Origin of the sequence: Hymenobacter qilianensis (assembly GCF_014638675.1) — a bacterium.
GTDB classification, from domain to species: domain Bacteria; phylum Bacteroidota; class Bacteroidia; order Cytophagales; family Hymenobacteraceae; genus Hymenobacter; species Hymenobacter qilianensis.
In genome coordinates, this window is sequence record NZ_BMFN01000002.1 from 1,490,730 (window position 1) to 1,513,862 (window position 23,133).

The window sequence follows — 23,133 nt, forward strand, 5'->3', positions numbered from 1 at the left end:
GGCTGAACGAGGGCCTCACCCCCTACCGTCCATACTGCTCCGCCAGGGCTATTACCCGTGCGGCACGCACCTGGTCGCCGGTGTCGGTGGCGGCTTGGTAGAGGCGCTGTAGCGTCATCAGGTTGGTGCCTATTTCCTGCTCAAACAAAGCCTGCTCGTCGTGGGTGCGATAGTAAGCCAGGGCCTGCTCCGTGCGGCTGGTGAGCGTATCCATTATCTCCTCAGCGCGAGGCTTTTCGCCGGCTGCGGCCAGCGGCGCTACCAGCTCGGGTGTGTAGAGGTCGTAGGGAATGGCAGCGTCGGGCATTACCTGGAGGCAGCGCAGAGCCACTTCTTTCGCTTTCGATAGCTCACCGGCCCGCAGGTATGCTTGGGCCAGCTGGCCGAATTTGTCACGGTATTGGGCCAGCGTACGGCGGTTGATTTCGTCGTAGAACACATCTGGGTTATTCAGGCTGCGATACGCGAATTTGTTCATCAGCGAATCATACGTGAGCTGGCGGGCCACGTAGCCCACACGCTGGGGCTTGGGATCGGGGTTGCGGCAGGGTAGAATGCGATAGGCCATGCCCTCCAGCTGTAAGTAAGGCTCCAGGCCCATGCCCTCTTGCTGGGCCACGGCATTAGCAAAATACACCGGCCGCTGCCAGTCGTTGGTGGCCAGAATATCCATAATCACCAGCTTGCTCTTGTCCAGATATTGCTTGCCCACGCTCCACTCCATACGGTCGACCAGCTGGCTTTCCCGCTCCTTCGGAATGATGCCGAGGCGCTTGATTTTATCCTTGTCGATGGGCAGGTAAAACTGGTCGGAGGGGTACGAGAGCAGTTCCTGGCCGCTTTGGGTCTGTACTTGCAGCAGGGGGCTATTTTCCCGCAGCAGCTGCATAAACTCCTGCACGTTCACGGCCGGCACCGCGGGGTTGGCTACGTAAGGCAAATAGTCGTTGGTACCCGATTGGTAGCTGGTTTGGGGCAAGGCTAGGGCCACCGGGGCCGAGTCGTAGCTTTGGCGCCGCAGCTGCCCGATATGCCAATCGGTGGGCAGATATTGAAGCACGGCAATGCGCACGTCGCGGCGGATGCCTTCTACCTCCTGGGCGTACCAGAGCGGGAAAGTGTCGTTGTCGGCGAAGGTGATGAGAATGGCATTGGGGGCGCAGGAATTGAGCAGGTTGTGAGCCGAATCGGCGGCACTGTAGCGGCCGGAGCGGTCGTGGTCGTTCCAGCCTTCCACGGCCATAATGCCCGGCACCAAAAAGCCCCCCACCATGGCCGTTGCCACCCGTAAGTTGGGGGTACGCAGCAGATAACGCAGTACTTCGTGCAGCCCCAGTACGCCCAAGCCAATCCAGATGGCAAACGCGTAGAAAGAGCCGACAAACGTATAATCGCGCTCCCGCGGCTCGATGGGCGGTTGGTTCAGATAGAGCACAATAGCCACGCCCGTCAGGCCAAACAGCAGCCCGAGTACTAAGGCTTTGCGTCCGTCGCGGCGCACTTGGTACACAAGTCCCAGACCGCCCAGCAGCAAGGGCAGCAGCAGGAAATTATTGCGGGCTTTATTGTCGGCCAGAAGCTGGGGTAAGCCGTTTTTGGTGGAAGTGGGCCATACTACGCCGGCTTGCTGCACGTCGCTTTCGCGGCCCACGAAGTTCCAGAGGAAGTAGCGCCAGTACATATGGCCCAGCTGGTATTGCAGCAGAAAGCTCAGGTTTTGGGCCATCGAAGGCTTCACTTCCGGCTGCACATCAACCCACTTTTGGTACTCGCTTACATGACCGGGACGGTTGCTGTACAGGCGCGGCAGCAAGGTTTTATCCTCTGAGGCGTACACGTTCTCAATACGCCGCTCCAGAACGACGTATTTGTCGCCCTCGCGAACGTAGCGCGGCGCACCTTCAATCTGATCAACGGGCTGGGCATCGAACTGCGGGCCATAAAGCAAGGGCCGGTCGCCGTACTGCTCGCGCTTGAGGTAGCTCACAAAGGAGAGCACATCGTCGGGCTTGTTCTCGTCGATGGTGGGGTTGAAGCTTGAGCGAATCGGCACAATCAGGTACGAGGAGTAGCCAATCAGAATAAACACGAAAGCCAGCATACCGGTATGGAGAAGCTGGTTTTGCGTGCGATTTGCGTAGCGAAATCCAAACCCAATCAGGGCCGCAAAAACCGCCAGGAAAATCAGCAGGCCGGAGTTGAACGGCAGGCCGACGGAGTTCACAAAAAACACTTCAAAATCGCCGGCCAGGGAGGGCAAGCCGGGAATCACACCGACCAAAATGCCCCCCAGAATGGCTCCGCTCACCACCAGCGTCAGCAACCCGCCTTGCCAGGTAGGCCGGGCGCTGCGGCGGAAATAATAGATAAACCCCAGCGCCGGCAGGGCCAGCAAATTGAGCAGATGCACGCCAATGGACAGCCCCACCGCGTACGCTATCAGAATAAGCCACCGGTCGGAGTAGGGCTCGTGGGCGCGGGCTTCCCACTTCAGCATGGCCCACACCACGAAGGCCGTGCAAAGCGTGGACATGGCGTATACCTCGGCTTCGGTAGCATTATACCAGAATGAATCGGAGAAGGTAAAGGCCAGCGCCCCCACAGCGCCTGCCCCCAGAATCAGCATTTTCTCACTGAATGACGGCTCCGTGCTGGGTGCCTTGCTTTGCACCAGTTTGCGCGCCAGCAGCGTGATTGTCCAGAACAGAAACAGCACCGTAAAGGCGCTGCTCACAGCCGAAACTCCATTTATAAGGCCTGCTACCAAGGTAGTATCACCAAAGGAAAACAACGAAAACACCCGGCCCAGCAGCAAAAACAACGGTGCGCCGGGCGGGTGCGGCACCAGCAAATGATGGGCGCTGGCAATGAATTCGCCCGCATCCCAGAAGCTGGCCGTGGGCTCCAACGTAAGCACATATACCGTGAGGGCGCTGGCAAAGAGCAGCCAGCCAAGCAGGTTATTCGTCCGTTGAAAATTCATAGGCTGGGGGCTTTTTTAAGGGAAGGTTTGGGAAAGATGCGCCTCAAGTACTTATAGTTGCCTGCATGGGTGAGGCCGCCAAACCTTCTTATCTTACGACTGCCAATCCAACCCTTCAATTCATGAAAAAAACTCTTCTTTCTCGGAGTCGTGTTCCTAAGCCACTTGTCGGTGCAGGCGCAGGATTTAACGTATCAAACGCCCCCCAAGGCCATTGCCGACCTGGTGGATGCTCCCATTACGCCCCGCGTGAGTATTGCTGCCGATGGCAAGTGGATGCTGCTGATGGATGTGCAGGATTTGCCCAGCATCGCCGACCTATCCCAGCCCGAACTGCGCATTGCCGGCCTGCGCCTGAATCCGCGCACCAACGGCCCCAGCCGCGTAAGCTACTCCACGGCCCTGAAGCTCAAGCGCCTCTCGGGCGGGGCCGAAATTCCGGTGAAAGGCTTGCCTACTCCGGCCAAGATCAGCGAGGTAAGCTGGTCGCCGGATGACAGCAAGATTGCCTTTGCCCTTACCACCGAGGCCACGGCCGCCGCTGGGGGGCAAATTCAGCTGTGGGTGCTGGACGTAGCCACCGCCACGGCCCGCCAAATTCCGGGCGTGCGCCTAAACAGCGTGTTCGGCACAGCCTACCGCTGGCTGCCCGACAACCAGACACTGATTGCCCGTACCGTACCCGCCAATCGGGGCCAGGTGCCGGATGCTACGGCCGCGCCTACGGGGCCCATTGTACAGGAAAACGTGGGCCGCACTGCCGCCGCCCGCACTTACCAGGATTTGCTAAAAAACCCTTCCGACGAGAAGATTTTCGACTACTACGCCACCACCCAGCTCCTGAAAGTGAGTCTGGATGGCAAAACCCAGCCGCTGGGTCAGCCGGGCGTAATTCAGGGGGCCTCGCCTTCGCCCGATGGCAAATACATTCTAGTGGAAACCCGCCACCGGCCTTATTCCTACCAGCTCACCGTGGGTAGCTTCCCAGTGAAGGTGGATGTGCTGGATTTGTCTGGCAATCTGGTGAAGTCCATCGCTGACTTGCCGCTGGCCGACAACGTGCCCACCAGCTTTGACGCCGTGCCCACTGGCCCGCGCAACCACGACTGGCGCGACGACGCTCCTGCCACTATTTATTGGGTAGAGGCCCAAGACGGCGGCGACCCCAAGAAAGTAGCCGCCGTGCGCGACAAGGTGGTGACTATGGCCGCGCCCTTCACTACCCCCATGGATCTGGTGGATTTACACTTGCGTTTCCGGGGCATTACGTGGGGTGACAACTCGACGGCCCTTGTGAATGGCTACCGTTGGGCCGACCGTAAAGTAATGACCTGGGTTATCAATCCGCGCACGAAAATGCCCCCCACGGTCCTCTTTGAACGCTCTTCCCAGGACACCTACAAAGACCCCGGCACGCCTTATCAGAAGCACAACGCCGCTGGCCGCTACGTGCTGGCCCTCGGTGGCTCCGACAATCAGACCATCTATCTGCTTGGCGAAGGCGCCTCGCCCGAAGGCAACCGTCCTTTTGTTGATCAATTGAACCTGAAAACCCGCAAAACGGAGCGTTGGTGGCGTTCGGAGGCACCTTACTATGAGGTGCCGGTTGATATTCTCGACGTAAATAAGCGTTTGCTGGTCACGCGCCGCGAGTCGGTGGAGCAGGCCCCGAACTACTTTTTGCGCGATGCGAAGAAGAAAAATAAGCTGACCGCTCTCACCAATTTCCCGAACCCCTACCCCGCTCTGGGCACCCTGAAAAAGCAAGTGCTCCAGTACAAGCGCGCCGATGGCTTGCCGCTCACGGCCAATCTGTATTTGCCCCCCAACTACAAAAAAACCGACGGTCCGCTGCCTACGTTGCTCGAAGCATATCCCGCTGAGTACAAGGACAAAAGTACCGCCGGGCAGGTAAAAGGCTCACCTTACACCTTTACCCGCCTGACGTGGGGCTCGCCCATCTTCTGGGTGACGCAGGGCTACGCCGTACTGCAAAACACCTCCATTCCGATTGTGGGCGAAGGCGATGCCGAACCCAACGACACCTACATCGAGCAGTTGGTAGCCGGCGCCAAAGCGGCTATTGAGGAAGGCCAGCGCCTGGGCGTGGTTGATGCTAAGCGCGTGGGCGTAATGGGCCACTCCTACGGGGCTTTTATGACAGCTAATCTACTGGCTCACAGCAATTTATTTAAAGCGGGCATTGCTCGTAGCGGCGCTTATAATCGTACGCTTACGCCTTTCGGTTTCCAGGCCGAGGAGCGCACGTACTGGGAGGCCCCGCAGGTGTACGATAAGATGTCGCCCTTCACGGCGGCCAACAAAATCAAGACGCCTATCCTGCTCATTCACGGCGAGGCCGACAACAACTCCGGAACTTTTCCCATCCAGAGCGAGCGTTTTTATAACGCCCTGAAAGGCCACGGTGCTACCGCCCGCTACGTGGTTTTGCCTTTCGAGTCGCACGGCTACGCGGCCCGCGAGTCCATCATGCACATGCTCTGGGAAATGGATTCGTGGCTGAATAAGTACGTAAAAGAAGCCCCGGCTCCACCGGCGAACTAAGCACGAAGCAGTACAGCTTTTACACCCAAAGAACCGCGCCAATGGCGCGGTTCTTTTTTGTGCTGAGTTGGGAGCTGATTCGCATAAAAAGAGTCATGATAAAAAAGGCGGTCATGCAGAGCGCAGCGAAGCATCTCGCGTGCTGACGTCTGATTAGTAATCCTACTACCGCGAGCGAGATGCTTCGCTCCGCTCTGCATGACCGCCTAAAAACTTAGGATGATGTTCTTTTTTCGCAAAAAGTCATTGCAACCTTTTTCGCCGCTCCTGTCTCCACTTACTAAAGCTGCAACCTTGCTTCCAAGCTTCATTTCTATACTTCATCCTTTCACATCAAGCTACCTATTGCAATGGCTAGATTTTACACTTACCTGCTCAGCTGCGCGTTGCTACTGGGCATGGGCGCCTGCTCCGACGAATCAGAAGAAACCCCGCAGCCGGGTGGGCGTATTGATGCCAACTGGATTGGTACGCTTCCCGGCGGCAGCAACGTTGTGACGGCGTATTGCCCTTTATTGATGACGCGCTCTGTGCTGGAGCAGTCGGTGGCGGCAGAGGCACCACAGGCCATGCACAACACCGGCAAAATTTACTTGCGTGGTCGTTATGTGTTTGTGAATGAGCGCTACGAAGGGGTGCACGTAATTGACAACCAGGACCCAAAAAATCCGCGCATCGTTAGCTTTCTGCGCATCCCCGGCAACGTAGACATTGCCATCAAAGACAATCTGCTTTACGCCGATAACGGCCCCGACTTAGTGACCATTGATATCAGCAATCCGAAGGCGGTGACCGTAGTCAGCCGGGTGCGCGATGCCTTCCGTGAGCTGCCGGTGCCCAATGGGATGTTGCACCCGGAGTGCTACGCCAGCAAGCGGCCGGATAATACGGTGATAGTAGGCTGGCAGGAAAAGGAGACCATTATGGCAAACAATCCAGCGTGGAATTGGCGCGGAATGACGCTTGCCAACTCACCTGCTTTCTTCTCCGCAGATCGAGGCATGAGCGGTACGGGTAAAGCCGGCTCACTGGCCCGGTTCGCGGTGCTGGATGAGACGCTGTATACCGTGGACGAAAGCAGCCTGCGCCTCTTCGATCTTGCTTCGCCCACCACGCCTGTAGCCGGCCCTAAGCTGCCCCTGATGTTTGGCGTCGAAACCATCTTTCCTTACGACCACTACCTGTTTCTGGGCACACAGCGCGGCATGTACATTTATGACGTAGCCACGCCTAAGTCGCCTCGCCAAGTGTCATACTTCCAACACGTTCTCAGCTGCGACCCCGTGGTAGTCGACGACCGCTTTGCCTACCTCACGCTTCGTAGCGGGCCAAATTCCTGCCGCAACGGCGTGAATGAGCTTCAGGTAATTGATCTTACCACCCTGAGCAACCCAAAGCTGATGCGCACCTACCCCATGACCGGCCCCCAAGGCCTGGGAGTAGACAAGGATCAACTCTTCGTGTGCGACTCCGATGGCTTGAAAACTTTTGACACCAGCCAGTCGCCTTCGCTTACCCAGAAGCAACACTATAAAGTGGCCGTTACCGACGTGATTCCCAATAACGGCACCCTGCTGGCTATCGGCGCCAATGGCTTGTATCAGTACAGCTACGCCGGCGCCCAGTTGCAGCAGCTGAGCTTCCTACCGATTACGAAAAAGTAATGGCTGCCCTACCACAAATTTGCCCCCCAGCGCCGCGCTGGAGGGGCTTTTGGCTGGCAGTAGCCTTGCTGGCGTTTAGCCTACAGGCTGGGGGGCAAAACCTGCCTTCACTCAACTCTTTATCCCTCAAATTTGCCCCCCAGCACGCGGTAATGAGCGGCTATTGGCTGGAAATAGAGCACCAACGAGCCAGCCATCCGCAGCAGAGCTTCACGCTCACGCCGCAGCTGTATAGCGGCCCCGCTGGTCACCCCGACGGATTACGGAAAGTCAACCCGCTGAACGAAGATGAGTCGGTGCGCGGCTTTGGCGTGCAGGTGCAGCACCGCCTGTATGAAATGCCTTCCAAAGCATCTTTTCCAGCAGGCTTTTACGTAAGCTACGGGCCCCATCTTCAGTATTTCCAGATGGCATTTCATCGGAACAGCTGGCGCGAAATACAAGGCCCCGGCGACCTGCCCTACTACGAGTATGGTCCCGTGCGCTTCACCGAAAAAATTGTCCGCTACGGGGCCTCCGTGCAGCTAGGTTACCAGGCCCCATTGCCCCCCGGCCCCGTTTTTCTGGATATTTATGTTGGGATGGGATGGCGACACAGCAACTCCAACTCGGACATCGAGGGCAGTCAGTACCGCTCCGGCTCCTCCGATTATGGGCACCGCGGCTTCTATTTCCCGGCAGGTGTAAAAGTTGGCTTCGCCCTCAGCGCCCTCAGCGCCCTACGCCCACGTACGCCTGCAGCCATGTAGCATCGGCAATGGCCGAGCCGCCGATGTCGTTATTGAAGTACAGATACGCCTCCTGCACATGGGTAGCGGCCGCTGCTTCGGTGGCTATCCGCTGCAAAGCCTCGGGGCCATAGGGCGAGTGGTAGAGCGCCGGCACCCCATGCAGGCGGTAGTAAAGCACCGGCGTATTGGCCACCACTTCGTCGGGTAGCTGCGGGTGACTTTGTCCGCAGAAGCTGACGCCGCGGCGGGCCAGGGCTTGGTACACCTCCCCTATCCACCAACTCGGATGCCGGAACTCCAGCACATTCATTAACTCCGGGTGCAGGCTTGCTAGTATGCGGTGCAGGCGCTCATCCGAGTAGGCAAGGCGGGGCGGGAGCTGGAACAGAATCGGCCCCAGCTTTTCGCGCAAGCCTTCCTGCGCCGTGCCGTAGAAATCGGCCAGGAGCTGCGCCACATCGTTGAACTGCTTGTAATGGGTAATCAGCCGGGGGGCTTTTACGGCGAAGCGAAAGTCAGCGGGGCTGCTTTGGTACCAATTGTCCAGAAAAGAAAGCTGCGGAAAGCGGTAGAACGTCACGTTAAGCTCCAGGGTCCGGAAGTGCTGGCTGTAGTAATCAAACCAACGCTTTATAGGCAGCTTTTCCGGGTAAAAAACGCCCCGCCAATGACGGTAGTGATACCCCGAACAGCCAATGTGCCAAGCAGGCATAAGCGTAGTGGTTTTATGAAGTAATTTTTACTGTTTATTACCAGCCCAACTTATAATTCGACTGTCATGCAGAGGCGGAGCCGAAGCATCTCGCGTGTTTAGTGGGATTAGTAATCTAAATGCGTGAGCGAGATGCTTCGGCTCCGCCTCTGCATGACGGGCGAGTGGTAGACGGGCGAGTGTGATTGGAATTACATCAGGCTAAAGCTCTCCACGCACAGCTGTATCTGCCCGGCCCGCCTTAATTAACAGCCAGCCAACCAGTATCTGCAAGGCGCCAAAGGCCAGAAAACCTACGTCCCAGGGGAGCTTGTCGTCGACGTACTCGCGCACGTGATGCAGGCCCAGGAGCTGGTGGTCGATTATGCCTTCAATCACATTAAACAAGCCCCAGCCCATCACCAATGCGCCCCCAAAGGTGCGCCCGGACCACGGCACATCGGGGCGGCGGCCGGCGGCCCACAGCATGCGCAGCCCCACGGCCGTCATCACCCACACGGCGGCGTGAAATATCCCATCCCAGTACATATTGGCTTTGGCAGTAAACAGCGTGTCGGGCGGATATTTAGCAGAGAGCATGTTGTGCCACTGCAAGATCTGGTGCAGCACAATGCCATCTACAAAGCCCCCCAGGCCAGCGCCCATCAGTACGCCGGCCGCAATGAGTGGAGTTCGGTGTAAGTGTTCAGCCATGCGTAGGTGGAGACAAAAAATAGCGTTTGATATCGGCGGCAAAGTATAGCCCAACGCCGCCCACCAGCAGCACTCCGATTGGCAAAAGCAATAGCAGTAGATTACCAGTGTATTCGGGGGTGTGAATGGTGGCCTGCACGCGGGGCCGGCAAACGCGGCAGGCCCAGGCAGCCGGACTGACCAGCCACAGCGACCACGTTAGCAGCCCAACAAAAAGGTTTTTCATCCGGGGGCTTTTTTACGCTTACTTCGCCACTACCCTAGCGACCTGTCTCAGCCTACGTGCAGCAAAAAGCCAGAGTTGTTAAGGTTCAGCTTAGCTCCTGGGCTAGCAGCGCATACTCACACAAGCAATTGCACCACCTCCATCCGATGAAAACTGCTGCTTACAACCTGCGCAAGGCTTCCTCCCAGGCACCGGGGGACATTTCTAAAGAAGACGCCGAGCGGGAGCTCGAGCGCATGCAGCAGGATCTGGATGCGCTCCAGTACCGGCTGTACGCCGAAAACCGCCGGAGCGTGCTGGTGATATTGCAGGGCATGGATGCCAGCGGCAAAGACGGCCTGATTCGGCGGGTATTTAGCGGCATCAATCCGCAGGGCGTGAATGTGCACTCCTTTAAAGCGCCCACCGCCGACGAGCTGGCCCACGATTTTTTGTGGCGCGTGCACCTGCACGCCCCGCGCGACGGCATGATTCAGGTGTTCAACCGCTCGCACTACGAAGATGTGCTCATCACCCGCGTGCTGGGCTCGGTGGATGACAAGGAAGCCAAACAACGCTTTGAGGCTATTAACGCCTTTGAGCAAATGCTTCAGCAGTCCGGTACAACCATACTTAAGTTCTACCTGCACGTATCGGAAAGGGAACAGCGAGAACGGCTGCTTGAACGCGTGAAGGACCCGGCCAAGCAGTGGAAATACGAGGCCGGCGACGAGGAGAAAGCCAAGCAGTGGCCTGAGTACCGCGCCGTGTACGAAGACGTTTTTCGCCATTGCAGCCCCATATCGTGCCCCTGGATTATCGTGCCCTCCGACCAGAATTGGTACAAAGCCTACGTGGTAGCCAAAACGCTGCTTCACACCTTACAGGAAATGAACCCGCAATTGCCCCCCACCAAGGGCGAAAAGAGCAAGCAGAAGTAATTCATGGCCTGGCACCGTACTTCCGGCCGCGTTTACGATACTTCACAAACAGGCGCAGCGCAACCCGGAGCCCAAAGCTCAGTAAACGGATAGTGGCTGCTGGCCGAAGCATTTTCGAGTAAGTAATTGGCCCTGATTCATTTCCTATGAAAATAGTTACGCTCACCCTGAACCCCACGGTAGACAAAAGCACTTCCGTCGACAAGATTGTACCCGACCATAAGCTGCGGTGCGCGGCGCCCAAGTTTGAGCCCGGCGGTGGCGGCATCAACGTATCCAGAGCCCTGAGGCGGCTGGGGGGCAATTCGCTGGCCGTTTTCCCGTCGAGCGGCCCCACGGGCAGTTTGCTGGAATTTCTGCTCACGGAGGAGGGCATTGAGCAGCACTCCATCGCAACGGAAAGCTGGACCCGCGAGAATTTTATCGTGGTCGATTCTTCGTCCAGCCAGCAGTACCGCTTTGGCATGCCTGGCCCCGAGCTGACGGCAGCTGAGCAGTCGCGTGTTCTCGATGCCCTGCGCACCATCTCGCCCCTGCCCGAGTTTCTGGTTATCAGCGGCAGTTTGCCCCCCGGCGTCGAGCCCGATTTTCTGATCAACCTGGTGCGGGCGGCCAACCAGCTCAGCGTGAAAGTAGTGCTGGATAGCTCGGGCCCGGCGCTTCAGCAGGTGGTTAAAGCCGGGGGCCTTTATCTGATAAAGCCCAACATCGGGGAGCTGTGCCGACTGGTGGGAGCCGCCGAGTTGGACAGCGCCTGCGTGGCCGAAGCCGCTCGCGAGCTGATCGGGGATGGCAAGTGCGAGCTGGTGGCCGTTTCGATGGGGCCACAGGGAGCAGTACTCATTTCCCCGGACCTCGCCGACTTTGTACCGGCACCGGCCGTGCGCAAGCGCAGCACCGTGGGCGCCGGCGACAGCATGGTGGCGGGTATGGTGTACGCGCTGGCTGCTGGGCAGCCGCTGCGCGAAGTTATCCGACTGGGCGTGGCCTGCGGCACGGCCGCCACCATGAACCCCGGCACCGAGCTATTCCGCAAGCCCGATGTGGACAAGCTCTACAACTGGCTGCTTCAAACCATGCCTCGGGAAAGTGCCGTACCCGGATAATCGCAAAATGCCCCCCAGCCCACTCCTGATTGACAAAATAGCCTGGCTGCACCTGCATGAAGGCAAGCTGCTGAGCACACGCAGCCGCGGCAAAGACCGCTACTATATTCCGGGCGGTAAGCGCGAAGCCGGCGAAACCGATGAGCAAACCTTGCTGCGCGAAATTAGGGAGGAGCTGACCGTGGAGCTGCTGCCGGAAAGCCTGGCGTACCAGGGCACGTTTGAAGCGCCCGCGCACGGCCACGCGCCGAATGTAGTGGTGCGCATGACCTGCTACGGCGCTCACTACCGCGGCCATATTCAGCCCGCCGCCGAGATTGAGGAAGTGGTCTGGCTTACGTACCAAGACCGCCCCCACGTATCGGCCGTCGACCAGCTGATTTTTGACTGGCTCAAAGACCAGAAACTACTGGCTGATTAATCGGTTTTGATTCTACTATGCTAAAAAACTCCAAAGGACCGGAGCTGCCCGCCTGGGTTTTCCTCCTTATTCGCTTCGGCTCACTGGCTCTGGTAGCGGTAGTTGCCTACTTCGTTTTCAGATGCAATACCTAGCTCTTGAACTGGGAAAATGAGTAAGCTTATCTCAACTGTGTAGAGGTTCAGCTACGCATGTATTTTGCTGGTTGTAGCTAAGAATGAAACTTCTAGGAGGCAAAAACTGCTTTACATCCAGTATTTTACCGGAAGTTATTGCTCACCAAGCCTCCACATAATGAAACTAATTCTTCCTTCATTGGCTGCCTTGCTGCTCGGTAGTCAGGCGTACGCGCAAGGCACTCTGAAAACGCTGCCTTACCCGCAAACCAAAAAAGTAGACACCGTTACTACCTACTTCAACACCAAAGTAGCTGACCCCTACCGCTGGCTGGAAAATGATCAGGCCGCTGACACCAAGGCGTGGGTGGAAGAGCAGAATAAAGTAACCCAGAATTATCTTGCCCAAATTCCCTACCGCGACGCCATTCGCAAGCGCCTCGAAACGCTGTGGAATTACGAGAAATACAACGCTCCCTTCAAGGAAGGGAAGTACATGTATTTCGCCAAAAACACGGGTCTGCAAAGTCAGTTTGTGCTCTACCGCCAGCTTGGCGAGGGAGGCACGCCCGAAGTATTCCTCGATCCAAACAAGTTTTCCAAGGACGGCACTACCTCGCTGGCGGGCATTAACTTCTCAAAAGATGGTAGCCTGGCCGCTTACCAAATCTCGGAAGGCGGTTCCGACTGGCGCAAGGTTATCGTGCTGAAAACGGCTGATAAATCGATTGTTGGGGACACGCTGAAAGACGTGAAGTTTTCGGGCCTGGCCTGGAAAGGCAACGACGGCTTTTACTACAGCAGCTACGATAAGCCCAAGGCGGGCAGCCAGCTGGCCGGCCTCACGCAGTATCACAAGCTGTTTTACCACAAGCTCGGCACGCCTCAAGCATCGGATAAACTCGTATTTGGCGGCGACAAAACACCGCGTCGCTACATCAATGCAAGTCTCACCGAGGACGAACGTTTCCTTGTGATTACGGCGGCTAACACCACCACCGGCAACGAGCTATATGTGCAGGATCTGAGCAAGCCTAACAGCGCGATTGTACAGATGGTGAGCGACGAGAAAAACGAGCACAATGTACTGGACAACGTGGGGGGCAAATTATACATCCACACCAACCTGAACGCGCCCAATTTCAAGGTGGTAACCGTAGATGCGGCCAACCCAAAACCCGCCAACTGGAAAGACCTGATTCCGGAGAGCAAAAACGTGCTCAGCGTTTCGACCGGCGGCGGAAAAATCTTCGCTAACTATCTGAAAGACGCCACTTCGCTGATTGAACAGTACGATATGAACGGCAAAAAAGAGCGTTCTATCGCACTGCCCTCTGTAGGTTCAGCCGACGGTTTCGATGCTAAGAAAGAAGAAAAGGTAACGTACTACACGTTCAATTCCTACATCTACCCGCCCACCATTTTCAGGTACGATATTGCCTCCGGCAAATCCACCGTTTTCAAGAAATCAGGAGTGCAGTTTGACCCGTCGAAGTACGAGTCGAAGCAGGTGTTTTACACCTCCAAAGATGGCACCAAAGTACCCATGCTCATCACGCACAAAAAGGGTCTGGTGCTGAACGGCAAAAATCCCACGCTGCTTTACGCTTATGGCGGCTTTGGCGTGAATATTACGCCCGGTTTCAGCACTTCTAATATTGTGCTGCTGGAGAACGGCGGCATCTACGCTGTGCCCAACCTGCGCGGCGGCGGCGAGTACGGCGAAACCTGGCATCAGGCCGGCACCAAGCTCAAAAAGCAGAACGTATTCGACGACTTTATTGCCGCCGCCGAATACCTAACCAAGAACAACTACACCTCCAAAGACTACCTCGCTATTTCGGGTGGCTCGAATGGCGGCTTGCTCGTGGGTGCCGTCATGACGCAGCGCCCCGATCTGTGCAAAGTTGCCTTCCCCGCGGTGGGCGTAATGGACATGCTGCGCTACAACCAGTTCACGGCCGGCGCTGGCTGGGCCTACGACTACGGCACTGCCCAGGATTCCCAGGAGATGTTTGAGTACCTCTACAAGTACTCGCCTTACCACGCCCTGAAGCCCGCCGCTTACCCCGCCACCATGGTCACCACCGCCGACCACGACGACCGGGTAGTGCCCGCGCACTCCTTCAAGTTTGGCACACGCCTACAGGAAATGCAGAAAGGCCCGGCGCCCGTGCTCATCCGCATCGAGACCAAAGCTGGTCACGGTGCCGGCCGCTCTACCGCGCAGGTTATCAGCGAGCAGACCGATAAATGGGCTTTCATGTTCCAGAATATGGGCGTGCCATACTCGGCTGCTACCAACTAGCAGCATTCAATTAAAAGCCTAAAAAAAGCCCCCCAGAAACACTTCTGGGGGGCTTTTATTTATGGACAGAATCTAAAATATAGCTTTTATTTATAGCGGCTGTTTTATCTCAAATACAAATCGGCGACTACCAGCCAGGCCATTCGGTGCCATTCCTTGCATTACCACCATATACTTTCCTTGCTGATCAGAAGTGTAAAATTCGACGGTCTTATTTCCGTCAGCGGTGGTCGTCACGTTCGGATTCCAGTACAGCAGATTGCGCGCGTCTGGTAGTCGGCTTTGCTTTTCTGCGGCGGTTTCGTAGCGTGGCGAGTAAAACTCGCGCTGCCATTGCGGCCCTTCATATTCCTGCATGAGCACAGCAGGGTTGGGCTGGAAGCCGCCCAAATCGCCCTTGTACGTAGTAAAGCTTACGAGACCTTCGTACGTCATGGCGCCCTGAATATACCGACTGGTGAACACCTCTAGCTTTTGAATAGTAAGCGGATCGATGGCCATGAGTTTATTGATGTCAAACACCGGAAACCCATCCAATAGCACCATCGGGTTTTTGCTAAAAACCCCTCCATTCACATTGTCTACCACCATGAAATGAAAGCCGTCATTTCGGCGCCTGACCAGCACGCCCGGCACGTACTCCCGCATGACTTCCTCTAGTACTTTGAACCGGGTATAATCGTCCAGTTTATAGGTTTCGTTAGGCTTCCCATAAAACGAAACGCTATCAACCGCGGGTATTTTATAGGTAGAAAGCTGCTTGCGCGAGTAGGCGTTCTGCACCTGTATATGCAGGCTGCGCTTAGTCAGAGCACTACGCAAAGCCTCTGATAAAACCACCGGCGCCGCAATAGAAGCACAGTATTGTAACGAAAATGGATTCAGGATTTCCACCCGATACATGCTATCAGTCTGGGTGTTGGTTTGCACCATCAACTCCTTGGGGCCGTTCAAATTCTGCGTTTCAAACCGGACGCGGCCGCTCTCGTCGCTCGTAGCAGTGTATAGTCGGGCAAGTCGGCTGGGACTAGTTAGGTAAGCGCCTATTTTCGGCCCTGGTTTGCCAGTAAATCGGTGTACTACTCGCCCCTCAATCAAATGCCCGCTTAGCTCCGGTAAGTAGTCCAGTTTTGGTGGTGTATTCGAGAATATATCGGTCCACTGGAAGCGGCTCCAGCCGTGTGTCAGCATCAAATTATCTGCCGCTTCGGTCGCTTCGGCGCCCGTGCTGGTGAGGTAATAATTTGGGTTTTCAACAGTTCCTTTTAAATCGGATGTCAGCCACAAAACGCTGTTGATATCAGGCCCCGAATCCACCGACAAAGAGTCTAGTCGATACACAGCAAGTGACATATCAGCGGGCAAAATTTGCCCCCCAGAAGTGGCAGCAGACAGCTGTAATGTCACTTTTTCCCGCGTACCGTACTGCGGCTTATCTAATGCGGCCGCAATTACCAATTGCTGTTTGGGGCGCTGAAAATATAAGCGCTCACTAAGCGGTTGTTTGCGACTATTGAACAGGGTAAAATGCGTGATACCATCCGCCAAGCCCAGCTTGTTTAACACAAATTCTCCCCGCCCATTAGCAAGACGTGTAGCTTCCGAAACAGATATTTTCTGCCCTGCGTGCCCTATCAAAAACAGCTCTTCCCCTGACCTTTCTGCTAGGTTTGAAGCCACCGTTATTCTGAGCTGGCCCTGACCTTTCTCCTCCAAACGCAGCACGTACCCCTGCGCCTGCACTGAGGGTAGTTTTCGGGTAACGCTCTCCCTGTTCGAAAACCTCAGTATGGCTGTGTATCCGGAGCCTTCTTGCGTTGGCGTAAAAGCAAACTTTCCCAAGCCGAATTTCAGCGTTTTGAACTGGGCCAGCACAGCGCCTTGCGCATCCAAAATGGTGCCCTCGGCATCCACTCCTTTGCCTGATTTATTAACGATTTTGACGGCTACTTGGCTCGTTATTCCTTTCACCAGATTGCCCCCCTCCGGAAAGAATTGAATATCTAAAGCCGCAGAATCTTTGCTAGCCTTCAGCCCCAGATTTCTCCGGGTATTAACGATGGTGACCGGCGTGTACGAATAAAAATCGGGGCTGAAGTTCTTCATCCAGCTCGTGTAGGCTCGCACTACATAGTTGCCAGACGTCAGCGAAGCCGGCAAAGAAAAGGAGCCGCTGCCAACTGCATTCAGCAAACTCACCTTTGCCTGCAACACTGGCTTTCGCTCCTTATCCAGCACTTCTACATACGCTATTTTACTAAGTGACAAAGGCTTGTGATAGGTACCATCCACAGCGTTTATCTTAAACCATACTATCTCTCCGCTCACATAAAAAGGGCGGTCTACATGCACATACAATTTCTCCTGCAGCGTCTGCTGGCTGTAGACATCAAACTGCGTTTGTATGCTTTTGAGCGAATTTGTTTGGCCGTATAATCTGCCGCTGCTTAGTGCCCAAACGCAGGCAGCAAACAGAATAGCTTTAGGTGTTTTCATCTTACGTAACGGCGGAAGGCGAGCAGGCTAGACTTGGAATTGGTTTGTAGTGCAGACTTTATTTACTACTTCCAAAACGCAGGCCTGACATTGGTGCCGCGCTTGCGGCAATCCACGCAATCAGCAATGGAATAAAGATATCCGCCGCCCTCAAGCCTGTCGATAGGAATAAAATCGCCGGTCCGGAAAAAGTCTTCCATGGCGGGCGTGGGGGGCTTTATTGTGTCGGGGCGGCCGCAATCCTGCTCATAACCGGTGAGAGACACCCAGCTTTGCGGTAACTGGCGGCGCTCGATGAAAATGCGCTTCTCCGTGACCGATTGCACGCCTATGTAGCCAATAACCGGCTCGGTTGCGTCGGCGATATTGCGCACGTTGCCGGTGAGCTGGCTGGGCTGCGGGTCGAAGATGGTACCAATATTCTCGGTGTTTTTTTGCAGCAGCTCCCAATAGGCAAATTCCTCCGCGCTCAGCGCATACTGCTTTACCAGGATGCTGTATTTGTACCGCAGCTTCGTAGAGCTGGGGGGAACTAGCGTGAGCGGATAATCGGCCACCACATTCTGACTCAGGGCTAAGGTGCTGCCCAGCTTTATGGCCGAGGACTGCTCGGTCTTCCAGCAATAATAGATGTCTCCGTTGAAGCGGAAGTCAAGTCTGCCGTTGCGGTATTCCAAAAAGGAGCGGAAAGCCGACGTAAACTCCCACGTCTCGTCGTAGTCCCAGCGGTAGAAGCGGGTGGCCTCGTTATCGTCGTGGGTATTCACATACACCTGCACGCCCTGGGCGCTGGCTGTCCACGTTACGGAATCGATGGGCGGAGTCGTTTTGGCAGCTGCGTAATCGGAGGCATAATCCCGCCGCGCCTGCGTCCGGAAAAACAGCCGGTACCGCTTGGCTGGAATCAGCGCCAAAGAAGTGGAAGTATAAGTGCCGGGGGCCGTTTCGGTTAAGGCATAGCGCGGCCCGGCCTCCTCTTCAATAAAAACAGCGGCTTTGGCCTCGGCGGGCGGGGGCGCGGTGCTGATCAGGTTGTCGGTGCGCGAGAGGCGAATGGTCGTTACGCCGCTACTGTTGATGGTGCCATCCACCACCAGGTAGTTTTCGGCCGAGGCAATAACCTCAGGCTCGAAGGTGTCGATGCAGCCCGCAAGCGTCAGGAGCACTGCTCCCAGCCCGGCCCGGTATAGCAGGTGTAAAAAGCAGCGCATCTAGAATTTGAAGTTGTAGGTAACGGTAGGAATGGGCTGGCCAAAAATGGCTAGCTGATACCCCTTTATCTGCCCGTTCTCGGATTTGAAATAAATGGAATACGGGTTTTTGCGCCCCGTCAGGTTGTACACCGAAACCGTCCAGGAGCTGTGAGCCAGTTTTTTGACTTTGTGGCTGCCCTCAATGTTCAGGGCAAAGTCGGCGCGGTAGTAATCGGGCACGCGGTACTCGTTGCGCTCGGAATAAAACACCCGGGTTGAGCCGTTGGCCACGTACTTGGCCAGCGGCAGGGTAATAGGCCGGCCGGTGCTGTAATTAACGTTCAGCGAGGCGCTGAAGCGGCGGCTAAACCGGTAGTTGCCTACCAGCGTGGCGTCGTGCGGCTTGTCGAAGTTGCTGGGGTAAAATTGCCCCCCATTGATCATATCGCCAGTGGTGCCCAGATTTACCTGCACCAGGGAGCGGGAATAGGTGTAGCTCACCCACCCATTGAGCTTGCCCGTCAGCTTGCGCACCATCACCTCCACGCCGTAGGCTTTGCCCTCGGCATTTACCACGTCCGTCTCGATGTGCGGATTCAGGAGCAGGGTGGCGCCGCTTTTATAGTCCAGAAAGTCGTGCATCACCCGATAATAGGTTTCCACAGAGGTCTCGATGGTGTTGTTTTTAAAGTTGCGGTAATAGCCTAAGGAGGCTTGATCTCCGACTTGTGGCCGAATATTACTGTCGCTTAGCTTCCAGCTATCCGTGGGCGACATAGACGCCGTATTCGACAGCATATGAATGTACTGGCGCATGCGGTTGACGCTCAGCTTCACCGATGATTTGTCGGACAGCGCGTACTTGGCCGACAGGCGGTATTCGGGGCCGTGGTAGGTAGCCAGCACATTGCCTTTGCCCACCCGAAGCGTATCGGTTATCGTATTCACCGACTTCGACACACCCGGCAAGTACGCATACACTTCTCTGGGGCCCAGGGCATTATACAAGGAATAGCGCAAGCCAACCGACACCGACAGGCGCGGGGTAAGCGTAATCAGGTCGGAAACGTAGAGGGCGCTTTCCAGCGCCTGCTCGCGGGCCAGCGTGTTCGGCAATATCAACGATTCGCCCCCCACGGGTGAAAAGCTGCCCGGCGACACATTGTACAGAATGGTGCTGGCGCCAAAGTCAATGGTGTGCTTGGCGCTGGGCAAATAGCTAAAATCAGCCTGGGTGTTTAGCTGCCTGATATTGTAGCGGAGGCGCGCATTGGTTACCGGATTATCCTGGCTTGAAATATTGTACTGATACTGGCTGTAAGCGCTGGTAAGCACGCCGTACAGGCGGTTGTTGAACGTGTGCCGCCATTTCAAGCTGGCCGTGGTGTTCTCGTATTGATACACACTGTCGCTGGCCAGCTGAAACTCATCCCGGCTCCGGTACCCGGTGAGGTAGAGCGAGTTCTTATCATTTATCTCGTGGCTGATGTGGGCGTTCAAATCGTAGAAAGCTGCGGAACTTTGCTTGAGCTTGCTGTTCGACAGCCGCTTCAGAATCCAGTTGGAATAGCTGGTTCGCCCGCTCAGCAGGAAAGCGCTTTTGTCTTTTATAATTGGCCCTTCAAAAGCCAGCCGGCTGGTGAGCAGACCAATGCCGCCGGAGCCCGCAAACTTCTTTTTGTTGCCGTCGCGCGTGGCGATGTCCAGCACCGACGACAAGCGCCCGCCAAACTTGGCCGGCACGGTGCCTTTGTACAGCTCCACCGTCTTCAGAATATCAGGATTGAAAGCCGAAAAGAACCCAAATAAGTGGGACGGATTATAGATGGTTGCGTCGTTGAACAAGATCAGATTCTGGTCGGTGGAGCCGCCGCGCACGTTGAGCCCGGTGCTGCCCTCTCCCACCGATTTCACCCCCGGCAGCGTGAGCACGATGCGCAGAATATCCGTCTCGCCAAAAGCGGTGGGCACCTGCCGCATGGTTTTGATATCGAGCCGCTCAAGGCCCATCTGCATGCCGGCTACGTTTTTGTCTTTCTCGGCTTCCACTACCACCTCCCGGAGCGTGGTAATGTCTTCTTCCACCTCAATATCAAGCTTGCCATCGGCCTGAAGCACGATCTGGCGCTTGGTATTTTTTACGCCTACTCCTCTGATTTTCAGCTCGTGCCTGCCCACGGGCAGCGTGAGCGAGTAATAGCCAAACTGATCGGTGGCGGCACCGATGGAGGGCGACTCAATAAACACCGACGCCCCGATTACCGGCTCACCCGATTTGCTGTCGCGCACGTGTCCGGCCAGCGTGGCGTTGCCCTTTGTAGTCGCGCCGCCGCTCCTCCCGATTTCGTAGACTTTCAATTGCAGCGTCGCCGCCGAAACTGGTTTCTTGCCGGCATCCTCTTCATCGGGGTCAGTGGCGGCCAGATTATCGGCGGGCTCCTTGCTGAAATAGCCGGGGGGCAATTCGGTGGCTATTTGCGTGCCGGAGGTGATGTACACGCGCTTTTCGGCGTCGATGGCGAACCGCAGGTCTGTGCCCTTCAGCACCAGATCCAATACCTCTGCCAAGGGTCGCTGCTGTAGCTGAGCGTTGATGACCACGCTATCGACCGAGGCAGGGTTGAAGTAAAACCGATAGGGCGTTTTTGCTTCTACCGATTTGGCGAAAGTTTCAAAGTCTGCCCTTTCAAAACTTCCGCTGATTAAGGGCGCTGAATCCTGCGCGTAACCTGCTACTACAGTAAATAAAAGAAGGCAGAGCAGAATAATCCGGCTAACTAATTTCATTTAAAATTACTTAGCGCTTCTTGAGAAAATAGACTTATTTCCACTAATAAGTTCGTTTAGATTATTTGACTCTACAGTGAATTATAATAGTTAACCAGCTCGATAATAGCTGCTTCCTGACTGCTTTTTTTAAACTTCAGCTTATGCTGCCGGGCGTAGCTATCCAGGGCCGTTTTCTTGTCGCTTAACAGACGCACAATGGATTGGCGGGACGTCACGGGATGAAACTCATTGTTTTTTTGAAGGTAGAATTTAGCTTCTTCCAGGTAGCTTCCTTCTAAGCCGTAAAGACCGCGCCTAGTCAGTATTTTTTTCGTCCTCTTTGCCAACACTTTTGCGTTTCCATCTACCAGCAGATCGTAGTAGCCGGTTGGTATAGAATAGCGTGCTGAATCGCGCTGTATAAGGCGCGTGAACGTGTGTCCATCGATTATAAAATACTGCACGTTGTCATCTACCAGTCTGAATTGCAGCGGATTTGTCGGCGGCTGAATTACCACCTGATCCAGCTTCATATCATAGAGCAGCGGAACCTTGGTATAGGCCGTGCCGTGGTAATAAACGGTCCCGATTTGTTGTTTGCCAGTGCCAAAATACTGGTTGCCTTTCATGTAAGGCTTGTTATAATCAAGGTATTCCGGGCCCGTGTACAGCAGCGAGTTATCCCCTATTGCCTTCGCGTAGCGCAGGGTTGCGGCTTCAACTGCCGTTGCCACCGCGCCGCTGTCGGCGGGGCTAATCTGTTGGCTGAAAGCGGGCAGAGATGACAGCACTACTACCCCAACGGCGGCCAGCAGCGTAAATCTGATTTTCATAAATAGCTTATAAAGGCATTGCTGCGGCCAACTTCACGCTGCTCCCAGGCTTGTCGCTTCCATAAAGTTTGGAGGTACTAAATATATGGATAATTCCGCGCTAGCTTAACTGTAGGCGCGTGTTGTGGCTCAATATTACCTCTCACAAGTCAACCACGAATCAGTGGAAAGAAGGACAGCGGCAAGCGGCTAGCTGGTTCGCTTCTTCGCAAGTTACCAGAGCTTAAAAAAGCCCCCCAGAAGTGTTTCTGGGGGGCTTTTTTAGGCAGTAGTTAAGCAGGTTCACCCGGCTTATCTGCTGCTGGGCTCTGCCACCTTCACAACTGCTTTGCCCGTGTTTTCACCGTGAAACAGGCCTAGGAAAGCGGCCGGCAGCTGGTCGAAGCCTTCGGTGACGGTTTCCTGATACTTTAAATGGCCCTGCTGATACCATTCGGAGAGCTGCTGCATAGCTTCCGGCCACCGGGGCAGATAGTCACTGACTATGAAGCCTTGCAGGCGCGAGCTGGTCACGAGCAGCTTGCCTTCGGGGCGCGGCCCCACGGGCGCTTCCGTGGCATTGTAGTTCGAAATCTGGCCGCAGAGAGCAATGCGCGCGTGCTTGTTGAGCAGGTTATACACCGCGTCGCTGATGGTGCCGCCCACGTTATCGAAGTAGCAATCCACGCCGTTGGGAGCGGCGGCGGCCAAGGCCTGGGCTATGTCGGGCGTGGTTTTGTAGTTGATGGTTTCGTCGAAGCCCAGCTCTTTGAGATAGGCCAGTTTTTGGTCGGAGCCGGCAATGCCGATCACGCGGCAGCCTTTGATTTTGGCTATTTGCCCCACCACAATACCCACGGCTCCGGCGGCGCCCGATACCACCACGGTTTCGCCGGCTTTGGGCTGACAGATATCCAGCAGCCCGAAATAAGCCGTGATGCCCGGCATTCCGAGCAGGCCCAGGTAGTAGCTCAGCGGCGCCTGATCTGCCGGAATCGGCTGCAAGCCGCGCCCGTCCGACAGGCTGTACTCCTGCCAGGGCAGCGAACCTACCACCACGCTGCCCACCGGTAGCTTCGGATGCTGGCTTTCCACCACTTCGGCTACCATTCCTCCCTCCATGGGCTGTCCAACCTCAAACGGGGGCACGTATGATTTGCCCTCATTCATGCGGCCGCGCATGTACGGATCAACGGAAACATAAAGCGCCTTCAGCAACACCTGACCCTGCTGAGGTAAGGGCACGTCGATAGTTTTGAAGGTAAACTGAGCCGCCGTTGGCTCACCTTTCGGGCGGCTGGCGAAGAGAATAGTTTGGGTTTGCATAGCAGATCAGAGGGAGCGGAAAAATTCGAAAAAAGCCCCCCACTAGCATCTTTACGGCAGATGCGCCCTTGCAGGCGAATACTTAATCAAAC

General features: G+C 55.8%; 16 protein-coding genes. 7 read left to right on the forward strand and 9 right to left on the reverse strand.

What is annotated here, in order from left to right; genetic code table 11:
• Window positions 1-22: 22 nt before the first annotated feature.
• Window positions 23-2,983 (reverse strand): glycosyltransferase family 117 protein, encoded by a 2,961-nt coding sequence (locus IEW06_RS13995; RefSeq protein WP_188548441.1) that lies wholly within the window; start codon window positions 2,981-2,983, stop codon window positions 23-25.
• A 150-nt stretch (window positions 2,984-3,133) separates the two neighbouring features.
• Here IEW06_RS13995 and IEW06_RS14000 point away from each other — a divergent pair, with 150 nt between their 5' ends.
• The 3 genes from IEW06_RS14000 (at window position 3,134) to IEW06_RS14010 (ending at window position 7,961) form a co-directional block, all read left to right on the forward strand.
• Window positions 3,134-5,548, forward strand: coding sequence for an alpha/beta hydrolase family protein (locus IEW06_RS14000; RefSeq protein WP_223284712.1), 2,415 nt, complete (start codon window positions 3,134-3,136; stop codon window positions 5,546-5,548).
• A gap of 350 nt (window positions 5,549-5,898) precedes the next feature.
• Window positions 5,899-7,212, forward strand: a complete 1,314-nt coding sequence (locus IEW06_RS14005; protein WP_187733068.1) for an LVIVD repeat-containing protein — start codon at window positions 5,899-5,901, stop codon at window positions 7,210-7,212.
• Entirely contained in the window at window positions 7,212-7,961 is a 750-nt protein-coding gene (locus IEW06_RS14010) for a hypothetical protein (protein WP_188548442.1), read from the forward strand. Before IEW06_RS14005 ends, IEW06_RS14010 begins: the two co-directional genes overlap by 1 nt.
• Here the strand turns inward: IEW06_RS14010 and IEW06_RS14015 are convergent.
• The 3 genes from IEW06_RS14015 to IEW06_RS14025 form a co-directional block, all read right to left on the reverse strand.
• Window positions 7,924-8,655: a DUF72 domain-containing protein gene (locus tag IEW06_RS14015; RefSeq protein WP_187733070.1), complete on the reverse strand. Its 732-nt coding sequence runs from the start codon at window positions 8,653-8,655 to the stop codon at window positions 7,924-7,926. The genes IEW06_RS14010 and IEW06_RS14015 overlap by 38 nt on opposite strands.
• Window positions 8,656-8,856: 201 nt before the next feature.
• Window positions 8,857-9,348 (reverse strand): DUF2243 domain-containing protein, encoded by a 492-nt coding sequence (locus IEW06_RS14020; RefSeq protein ID WP_188548443.1) that lies wholly within the window; start codon window positions 9,346-9,348, stop codon window positions 8,857-8,859.
• Window positions 9,341-9,574 (reverse strand): hypothetical protein, encoded by a 234-nt coding sequence (locus IEW06_RS14025; RefSeq protein ID WP_187733071.1) that lies wholly within the window; start codon window positions 9,572-9,574, stop codon window positions 9,341-9,343. Before IEW06_RS14025 ends, IEW06_RS14020 begins: the two co-directional genes overlap by 8 nt.
• A 146-nt stretch (window positions 9,575-9,720) precedes the next feature.
• On the opposite strand from IEW06_RS14025, the gene IEW06_RS14030 reads away from it, so the two are divergent.
• The 4 genes from IEW06_RS14030 (at window position 9,721) to IEW06_RS14045 (ending at window position 14,445) form a co-directional block, all read left to right on the forward strand.
• Complete coding sequence (locus IEW06_RS14030) at window positions 9,721-10,494, forward strand: PPK2 family polyphosphate kinase (RefSeq protein ID WP_188548444.1); 774 nt, start codon at window positions 9,721-9,723, stop codon at window positions 10,492-10,494.
• A 146-nt stretch (window positions 10,495-10,640) separates the two neighbouring features.
• Window positions 10,641-11,600 carry a 1-phosphofructokinase family hexose kinase gene (locus IEW06_RS14035; RefSeq protein ID WP_188548445.1) on the forward strand — a complete coding sequence of 320 codons (960 nt, stop codon included), beginning with the start codon at window positions 10,641-10,643 and terminating at the stop codon, window positions 11,598-11,600.
• Window positions 11,584-12,021 carry an NUDIX hydrolase gene (locus tag IEW06_RS14040; protein ID WP_223284713.1) on the forward strand — a complete coding sequence of 146 codons (438 nt, stop codon included), beginning with the start codon at window positions 11,584-11,586 and terminating at the stop codon, window positions 12,019-12,021. The genes IEW06_RS14035 and IEW06_RS14040 overlap by 17 nt, the downstream gene beginning before the upstream one ends.
• Window positions 12,022-12,315: 294 nt before the next feature.
• A complete protein-coding gene (locus IEW06_RS14045; RefSeq protein ID WP_187733073.1) occupies window positions 12,316-14,445 on the forward strand; it encodes a prolyl oligopeptidase family serine peptidase in 2,130 nt (709 codons plus the stop codon).
• Window positions 14,446-14,535: 90 nt separating this feature from the next.
• Here the strand turns inward: IEW06_RS14045 and IEW06_RS14050 are convergent, their stop codons facing one another.
• The 5 genes from IEW06_RS14050 to IEW06_RS14070 all read right to left on the reverse strand — a co-directional run bounded on the left by IEW06_RS14050 (window position 14,536) and on the right by IEW06_RS14070 (window position 23,041).
• Window positions 14,536-16,941 (reverse strand): hypothetical protein, encoded by a 2,406-nt coding sequence (locus IEW06_RS14050; protein ID WP_188548446.1) that lies wholly within the window; start codon window positions 16,939-16,941, stop codon window positions 14,536-14,538.
• Window positions 16,942-17,006: 65 nt separating this feature from the next.
• Window positions 17,007-18,152 (reverse strand): DUF4249 domain-containing protein, encoded by a 1,146-nt coding sequence (locus tag IEW06_RS14055; protein ID WP_188548447.1) that lies wholly within the window; start codon window positions 18,150-18,152, stop codon window positions 17,007-17,009.
• Window positions 18,153-20,921 carry a TonB-dependent receptor gene (locus IEW06_RS14060; protein ID WP_188548448.1) on the reverse strand — a complete coding sequence of 923 codons (2,769 nt, stop codon included), beginning with the start codon at window positions 20,919-20,921 and terminating at the stop codon, window positions 18,153-18,155.
• A 71-nt stretch (window positions 20,922-20,992) separates the two neighbouring features.
• Window positions 20,993-21,736, reverse strand: coding sequence for a hypothetical protein (locus IEW06_RS14065; RefSeq protein WP_187733079.1), 744 nt, complete (start codon window positions 21,734-21,736; stop codon window positions 20,993-20,995).
• Between the two features lie 291 nt (window positions 21,737-22,027).
• A complete protein-coding gene (locus IEW06_RS14070; protein ID WP_187733080.1) occupies window positions 22,028-23,041 on the reverse strand; it encodes an NADP-dependent oxidoreductase in 1,014 nt (337 codons plus the stop codon).
• Between the last annotated feature and the right edge of the window lie 92 nt (window positions 23,042-23,133).

What these genes read in the sequence shown, in the direction of transcription:
- IEW06_RS14020 (WP_188548443.1), bottom strand. Translation starts at nt 9,348, where the DNA reads ATGGCTGAACACTTACACCGAACTCCACTCATTGCGGCCGGCGTACTG.
- IEW06_RS14065 (WP_187733079.1), bottom strand. Translation starts at nt 21,736, where the DNA reads ATGAAAATCAGATTTACGCTGCTGGCCGCCGTTGGGGTAGTAGTGCTG.
- IEW06_RS14030 (WP_188548444.1), top strand. Translation starts at nt 9,721, where the DNA reads ATGAAAACTGCTGCTTACAACCTGCGCAAGGCTTCCTCCCAGGCACCG.
- IEW06_RS14050 (WP_188548446.1), bottom strand. Translation starts at nt 16,941, where the DNA reads ATGAAAACACCTAAAGCTATTCTGTTTGCTGCCTGCGTTTGGGCACTA.
- IEW06_RS14005 (WP_187733068.1), top strand. Translation starts at nt 5,899, where the DNA reads ATGGCTAGATTTTACACTTACCTGCTCAGCTGCGCGTTGCTACTGGGC.
- IEW06_RS14010 (WP_188548442.1), top strand. Translation starts at nt 7,212, where the DNA reads ATGGCTGCCCTACCACAAATTTGCCCCCCAGCGCCGCGCTGGAGGGGC.
- IEW06_RS14025 (WP_187733071.1), bottom strand. Translation starts at nt 9,574, where the DNA reads ATGAAAAACCTTTTTGTTGGGCTGCTAACGTGGTCGCTGTGGCTGGTC.
- IEW06_RS14055 (WP_188548447.1), bottom strand. Translation starts at nt 18,152, where the DNA reads ATGCGCTGCTTTTTACACCTGCTATACCGGGCCGGGCTGGGAGCAGTG.
- IEW06_RS14045 (WP_187733073.1), top strand. Translation starts at nt 12,316, where the DNA reads ATGAAACTAATTCTTCCTTCATTGGCTGCCTTGCTGCTCGGTAGTCAG.
- IEW06_RS13995 (WP_188548441.1), bottom strand. Translation starts at nt 2,983, where the DNA reads ATGAATTTTCAACGGACGAATAACCTGCTTGGCTGGCTGCTCTTTGCC.
- IEW06_RS14035 (WP_188548445.1), top strand. Translation starts at nt 10,641, where the DNA reads ATGAAAATAGTTACGCTCACCCTGAACCCCACGGTAGACAAAAGCACT.
- IEW06_RS14015 (WP_187733070.1), bottom strand. Translation starts at nt 8,655, where the DNA reads ATGCCTGCTTGGCACATTGGCTGTTCGGGGTATCACTACCGTCATTGG.
- IEW06_RS14070 (WP_187733080.1), bottom strand. Translation starts at nt 23,041, where the DNA reads ATGCAAACCCAAACTATTCTCTTCGCCAGCCGCCCGAAAGGTGAGCCA.
- IEW06_RS14060 (WP_188548448.1), bottom strand. Translation starts at nt 20,921, where the DNA reads ATGAAATTAGTTAGCCGGATTATTCTGCTCTGCCTTCTTTTATTTACT.